We start from the raw sequence: 6,463 nt of genomic DNA, 5'->3' as shown, positions 1-6,463 counted from the left end.
TAACCATGGAACGGCTACGCCATTCACACCTTATATCCCCGCCATGAATGACGGGGCTTTACGGTGCTTTTGGGTAAGTGTGAAACAACAAGAAGGTAACTGATGCGCGTTGAGGTCAAACCCGACCGGGAATATGCCTGGTTTATCCGCCCCTTTTTCTGGCTGCAAAAGCGCAACTATGGTCAGGTGCTTATTCCGGGCAAATGCTGGGGCCGCTCGCCGCGCCTGTTTGCCGCCGTCGCTACCCTCTACGGGGTCATCAACCGCAAGCGATCCCCCATCGACCCCGTGCTGCGCTCGCTGGTGACGGTGCGGGTCTCCCAGCTCAACTGGTGTCGTTTTTGCGTCGACATCAATGCCATGACCCTGGTAAAGAGAGCCGGCTCCAGCGAGAAGGTGGAGGCGCTGGCCAACTGGCGCGAAAGCCCGCTGTTCGATGAACGGGAGAAAGCAGTGCTCGACTACACCGAAGCGATGACCGGGCTGGATGGGGTTAGCGATGAACAGGCGGCCCGCCTCAAGCCCTGGTTCGACGACGACGCCATGGTTGAGCTGACCGGCCTTATCGCCTTCCAGAACATGTCGGCCAAGTTCAACGCCGCCCTCGATATCGCGCCGCAGGGCTTCTGCCAACTACCGGTGCAACCGGAACGCCCCGCCCAGCCAGACAGCAAGGACGCCTGATGAACCGGACCCGCCTGCTGCTTGCGCTGGTGATGGGGGGCCTCATCGGCACCTTTTTTACCCTCGATCTTGGCCGTTACCTCACTCTGGGCGCCTTGCAGGCCCAGCAGGCGGCACTGGCGCAATGGGTCGACAGCCACTTTGTCTCGGCCAGCCTGCTGTTCGTGCTTATCTATGTGCTGAGCACAGCCCTCTCCCTGCCCGGTGCCAGCCTGCTCACCCTGGGTGGCAGCGCGGTGTTCGGCGTCGCCTGGGGGCTGCTGCTGGTCTCCTTTGCCAGCTCCATCGGCGCGACCCTGGCCTTTCTCAGCGCCCGCTTTCTGCTGCGCGACTGGGTCACGGCCCGCTTTGGTGACAAGCTGACCACCTTTCACTCCGGCATGGCGAAGGAGGGTGCCTTCTATCTGCTCAGCCTGCGCCTCATCCCCGTATTCCCCTTCTTTCTGGTCAATCTGCTGATGGGGCTCACCCCCATCAGAGTCAGCACCTACTACTGGGTGAGCCAGCTTGGCATGCTGCCCGGCACCTTCGTCTATGTGCTGGCGGGCAGCGAGCTTGGCCAGTTAACCAGCACCGGCAATATCCTCTCTCCCGGCCTGATGATGGCGCTGACCCTGCTGGGGCTGATGCCCTGGCTGGTCAAGAAATTGACCGCACACCTCGCCCAGCGGCGCCTGCTCGCCACCTACCGCAAACCCGCTCGCTATGACTACAACCTGCTGGTGATAGGTGCCGGGGCCGGTGGACTGGTCACCAGCTATATCGCCGCAGCGGTGAAGGCCAAGGTGGCGCTCATCGAGAAACACAAGATGGGGGGCGATTGCCTCAACAGCGGCTGCGTCCCCTCCAAGGCATTGATCCGCTGCGCCCGCTTTGCCGCAGAGCAGCGCAAGGCCGACGAGCTGGGCTTTAGCCCAAGCCACTCCCGCGCCGATTTTGCCGCTGTGATGGAGCGGGTGGCTGAGGTTATCAAGGCGGTCGAGCCCCACGATTCCATCAAGCGCTATCAGGGGCTTGGGGTGGAGTGCATCGAAGGGGAGGCGCGGCTGGTCTCCCCCTGGGAGGTGGAAGTGAATGGCCAGCGCCTTGCCAGCCGCCATATCGTTATTGCCACCGGCGCCCGGCCGCTGGTGCCCAAGCTGCCGGGGCTGGATCAGGTGCCTTACCTCACCTCGGATAGCCTCTGGCAACTGCGCACCCCGCCGCGCCGCCTGCTGGTGCTGGGCGGCGGCCCCATCGGCTGCGAGCTGGCCCAAAGCTTCGCCCAGCTCGGCATTCCCGTGACCTTGGTGGAGCTCTCGGAGCAGCTGCTGCCCCGCGAAGATAGGGAAGTGGCCGACGCGCTGGCCGGGCAGATGAGCCGCGATGGCGTGCGGCTACTCACCGGCTGGCGCGCCGAGCGAGCCGACTACCTGCCCGCAGCCGAGGGGGATCTGCCCATCCGGCTGCAACTGCGCCGGGGCGATGAGACGCAGGTGATTGAAGGGGATCAACTGCTGCTGGCACTGGGTCGGGTCGCCAATGTGAGCGGCTTCGGGCTCGAAGCGTTGGGAGTCGAGTTTGCCCCCCGCGGCACCATAGCGGTCGATGGCTTTCTTGCCACCAACTTCCCCAGCATACTGGCAGTGGGAGACGTAGCGGGCCCTTACCAGTTCACCCACTTCGCCGCCCATCAGGCCTGGTATGCGGCGGTCAATGCCCTATTTGGCCAGTTCAAGCGCTTTCGGGCCGACTATCGGGTCATTCCGGCGGCCACCTACACCACTCCGGAGATTGCCCGGGTCGGCCTCAATCGCAAGGAGGCAGAGGCGCAGGGGATTCCCTTCGAGGCGACCCGCTTCGAGCTGGCCGAGCTGGATCGCGCCATTGCCGATGGTGAGCGCCACGGTTTTGTCGAGGTGCTGACCGTGCCGGGCAAGGATACTATCCTTGGCGCCACCATAGTGGGCACTCACGCCGGTGAGCGGATTGCCGAGTTCGTGCTCGCCATGCGTCACCGCCTCGGCCTTGGCAAGATCCTCGGCACCATTCACGCCTATCCCACCCTGATGGAGGGAAACAAATACGTGGCAGGTGAATGGAAACGGGCCCACCAGCCCACCCGGGTGCTGGCGTTGCTGGCCCGTTATCACCGCTGGCGCCGTGGCGCCTGACAATCAGGGAAACGTTTATGCTCAAGCCATTCTCACTGCTCGGCTCACACCTCAGATCACGCCAGAACTCTCGGCTTAAACAGCGGCTCAACGCCCTGCTGTGCGCCCTGCCACTGCTGGCCAGTGGCCCGCTGTTGGCGGCCAATCCAGACGACGGCTGGCAACAGACCCTTGAGGAGGCGAAAGGGCAGACCGTCTACTTCAACGCCTGGGGCGGCAGCCCGGAGATCAACGCCTATCTGGTGTGGGCCGGGCAGGAGCTGGCGCGCGACTATCAGGTCAAGCTGGTGCAGGTGAAGGTAGATGACATCGCCCAGAGCGTCAGCCAGCTGCTGGCCAACAAGCAGGCGGGTAAGCAAGCTGGCGGCCCCATCGATCTGCTGTGGGTCAACGGTGAGAACTTCAAGGCGCTCAAGGAGCAGGGGCTGCTTGGCGCGCCCTTTACCACTGAGCTGCCCAACATGGCGCTGGTAGACAGCAGCCTGCCGGTGAGTGAGGACTTCACCCTGCCGGTGGAAGGGCTGGAAGCCCCCTGGGGCATCGGCCAGCTCAATCTGATGGTCGACACCGAAGAGGTCGCCAGCCCGCCCACCTCGGCTGCAGCCCTGCTTGCGTGGGCCAAGGCCCATCCCGGCCGTTTCACCTATCCCAAGCCGCCCCAGTTCCATGGCTCCAGCTTTCTCAAGCAGATCTTGCTGGAGTTGACGCCAAACCCCGCCCCCCTCTATCGGGAAGCGACCGAGAGCGACTTTACCAAGCTCACCGCCCCGCTCTGGGCCTGGCTCGATGAGCTGCATCCGGCACTCTGGCGCAAGGGCAAGCTGTTCCCCACCAGCGCCGCCGAAACCCGCCAACTGCTCGATGATGGCGAACTGGCCATGGCCATCAGCTTCAACCCGCAGGAGGCGCAAAGCGCCGCCCAGATTGGCGCCCTGCCCCCCAGTGTGGAGGCGGTTGCCATGGAGAAAGGGGCGCTCACCAACAGCCATTTTCTCGCTATCCCCTTCAACGCCAGTGCCCGCGCCGGGGCCAAGGTGGTGGCCAACTTCCTGCTGAGCCCGGCAGCGCAGGCGCGCAAGGCCAATCCGGCATTCTGGGGTGATCCCAGCGTGCTGCGGGCCGATGCCCAGCCTGACTCCACAAAGGGGCAACCGGCATTGCGCTTCAAATCAGTGTCAGAGCCCCATCCCAGCTGGCAGCTCAAACTGGAAGCGGCCTGGGCCGGGCGTTACGGCCACTGATGAGTGCCGCTGGTCACCCGCTTGCCCGCTCCCGACCATGGCGCAGGTTGCTGATCCGCCACCGCGGGATGGGTATGGGCGTTGTTTATCTGGTGATCTTCGTCATTCCCCTGCTGGCGGGGCTATGGCAACTGCTGGCGGAGGGGATGACCGCCTCTCATCTTGCCTTGCTGTTGGCCCAGCCTGGCCTGTGGCACTCCGCTGCGCTGAGCCTGTGGATTGGCGCCGCCTCGACCCTCGGTAGCCTGCTGTTGACCGCCCTGCTGCTGGCCCACAGCGACAGCCGGGCTTTCGGCCTGCTCCGCCGCCTGCTCTCGCCGATGCTGGCCATGCCCCACGTCGCCTTTGGCATCGGTTTTACCTTTCTGCTCGCCCCCTCCGGCTGGCTGCTGCGGCTCGTCTCGCCAGCCCTTACCGGATTTGAACTGCCCCCCGATTGGCAGACTATTCGCGACCCTCTAGGACTCGGGCTGATTACACTGCTCGTGTTCAAAGAGACCCCCTTTCTGCTGCTGATGGCGATGGCCGCGCAGCAACCCATCCCGCTGGCGCGCCAGCAGTGGCTGGGGGCGAGCCTCGGCTTCAGCCCCCCCCAGATCTGGTGGCGCCTGCTGCTGCCAGCGCTCTGGCCCGCCCTGCACCTGCCCATCTATGCGGTGGCAGCCTATGGTGTGGCGGTGGTGGATCTCGCCCAGCTGCTCGGGCCCGATGCCCCCGCCCCGCTGGCGGTGCGGTTGTGGCTCTGGTATCAGGACCCGGATCTGCTCTGGCGCGGTGCCACCGCCAGCGGCGCCCTGCTGCTGCTCGCCATCACGGCGCTGCTGATCGCCCTGCTCAGATTACTGGAGTGGTTTCATCAAGAAGTGGGCAAAGGCTGCTGGCTCGATGGCAAACGGGCGATGCCTCACTCCTTTGCCAACCGGCTCGCAGCATGCTTTTCATTCACCCTGATCACCCTCAATCTGGCGGTGCTGGCGGCCCTGCTGCTCTGGTCGCTGGCGCGCCGCTGGCCCTTTCCCGCCCTCTTGCCCAGTCAGTGGAGCGGTCACTACTGGCTGGATCTGCTGCCAACCCTGCTGCCGCTGCTGGCAACCAGTGCGCTGTTGGCACTGGCGAGTGGCTTGCTGGCGCTGGTGATGGCGGTGTGTAGTCTGGAGGTGCAAGCCGGGCGCCGCCGCTGGCCACTTTGGCTTGTCTGCCTGCCGCTGTTGCTGCCGCAGGCCAGCCTGCTGTTTGGCATCCGGCTCGGGCTGGACTGGCTTGCACATGACTCGATAAGCAGCGCCATTGGCTGGAGCTGGGTGCTCTGGAGCCAGCTGCTGTTTGTCTTTCCCTATGTCTATTTGTGCCTGCACGGCCCCTATCGTCAGTTCGATCTGCGGATCACCCAAAGCGCCCTGCTGCTGGGAGCAACACCGTGGCGAGCCTGGTGGCAGGTCAAAGCACCGCTACTGGCCCGCCCTCTGCTATTTGCCTTCGGTGTCGGGGCGGCGGTAAGCCTGGCCCAGTATCTGCCGACCCTGCTGTTTGGCGCAGGCAGAGTGGTCACCATCACCACCGAAGCGGTGGCCATCGGCAGTGGCCTCAACCGGCGGCTGGCGGGGCTCTACGGCCTGCTGCAACTGCTGCTGCCGCTCGTTATCTATCTGCTGGCGCTCTGGCTGCCGGCGCGGATCAATCCGGCGCTCAAGGGGGGCGGCTCACGATGAACTCTCATGATGGAAATAGCCATGTGCTGAGCACCACGCCTCTTCGGCTCTATCTGGAGGAAAGCCTGTTGCTCTCGCTGCCCGCCCTGCAGGTGGCACCCGGCGAGGTGTTGACCCTGATGGGGCCCAGCGGCTGTGGTAAAAGCTCCCTGCTGGCGGGGCTCGCCGGGGTACTGCCGAGCGCGCTGACGGGGAGCGGCCCAATCCGGCTGGAGGGGGAGGTAAGGCTCGGCGAGCGGCCACTCAACACCTTGCCTGCGCAAGCGCGGCGCATCGGCATGCTGTTTCAGAATGACTTGCTGTTTGACCATCTGACGGTGGCGGAGAACCTGATGTTCGGCATGCCGGCGACCATCAAGGGAAAACGCGCGCGGCGGGAAAAGGCACTGGCCGCATTGGCACGGATCGCGCTGGCGGATCAGGCTGACAAGCTGCCGCAACTGCTATCGGGGGGTCAGCGGGCGCGGGTCAGCCTGCTGCGGGCGCTGTTAGCGGAACCCGACGCCCTGCTGCTGGACGAGCCCTTCTCCCGCCTCGACAAGCCGCTGCGGGCCGCCTTTCGCCAGCTGGTGTTCGCGCAGATCAAAGCGCTGGCCATTCCCGCCATTCTGGTAACCCACGACGAAGACGACGCGCCGGGCACCATACTTCACCTCACCGAATCCTGTTTTTGACC

Annotated in this window: 5 protein-coding genes; all 5 read left to right on the top strand. The window is 64.7% G+C overall.

What is annotated here, in order from left to right; genetic code table 11:
- Window positions 1-102 precede the first annotated feature (102 nt).
- The 5 genes from OKC31_RS17570 (at window position 103) to OKC31_RS17550 (ending at window position 6,461) form a co-directional block, all read left to right on the top strand.
- Window positions 103-684 (top strand): carboxymuconolactone decarboxylase family protein, encoded by a 582-nt coding sequence (locus OKC31_RS17570; RefSeq protein WP_021231092.1) that lies wholly within the window; start codon window positions 103-105, stop codon window positions 682-684.
- On the top strand, window positions 684-2,837 hold the full coding sequence (locus tag OKC31_RS17565) for an FAD-dependent oxidoreductase (RefSeq protein ID WP_270657342.1): 2,154 nt from the start codon (window positions 684-686) through the stop codon (window positions 2,835-2,837). Before OKC31_RS17570 ends, OKC31_RS17565 begins: the two co-directional genes overlap by 1 nt.
- Window positions 2,838-2,854: 17 nt before the next feature.
- Window positions 2,855-4,078 carry an ABC transporter substrate-binding protein gene (locus OKC31_RS17560; RefSeq protein ID WP_232099215.1) on the top strand — a complete coding sequence of 408 codons (1,224 nt, stop codon included), beginning with the start codon at window positions 2,855-2,857 and terminating at the stop codon, window positions 4,076-4,078.
- Between the two features lie 74 nt (window positions 4,079-4,152).
- Entirely contained in the window at window positions 4,153-5,787 is a 1,635-nt protein-coding gene (locus OKC31_RS17555) for an ABC transporter permease (protein ID WP_270657340.1), read from the top strand.
- A gap of 23 nt (window positions 5,788-5,810) precedes the next feature.
- The gene (locus OKC31_RS17550; protein WP_270657347.1) at window positions 5,811-6,461 is read left to right on the top strand and encodes an ATP-binding cassette domain-containing protein; all 651 of its coding nucleotides are present in this window, start codon (window positions 5,811-5,813) and stop codon (window positions 6,459-6,461) included.
- Window positions 6,462-6,463: the final 2 nt, after the last annotated feature.

It is taken from the genome of Aeromonas sp. Y293-4 (assembly GCF_027705905.1).
GTDB lineage: Bacteria > Pseudomonadota > Gammaproteobacteria > Enterobacterales > Aeromonadaceae > Aeromonas > Aeromonas veronii.
This window is presented reverse-complemented; position numbering and strand designations above follow the sequence as displayed.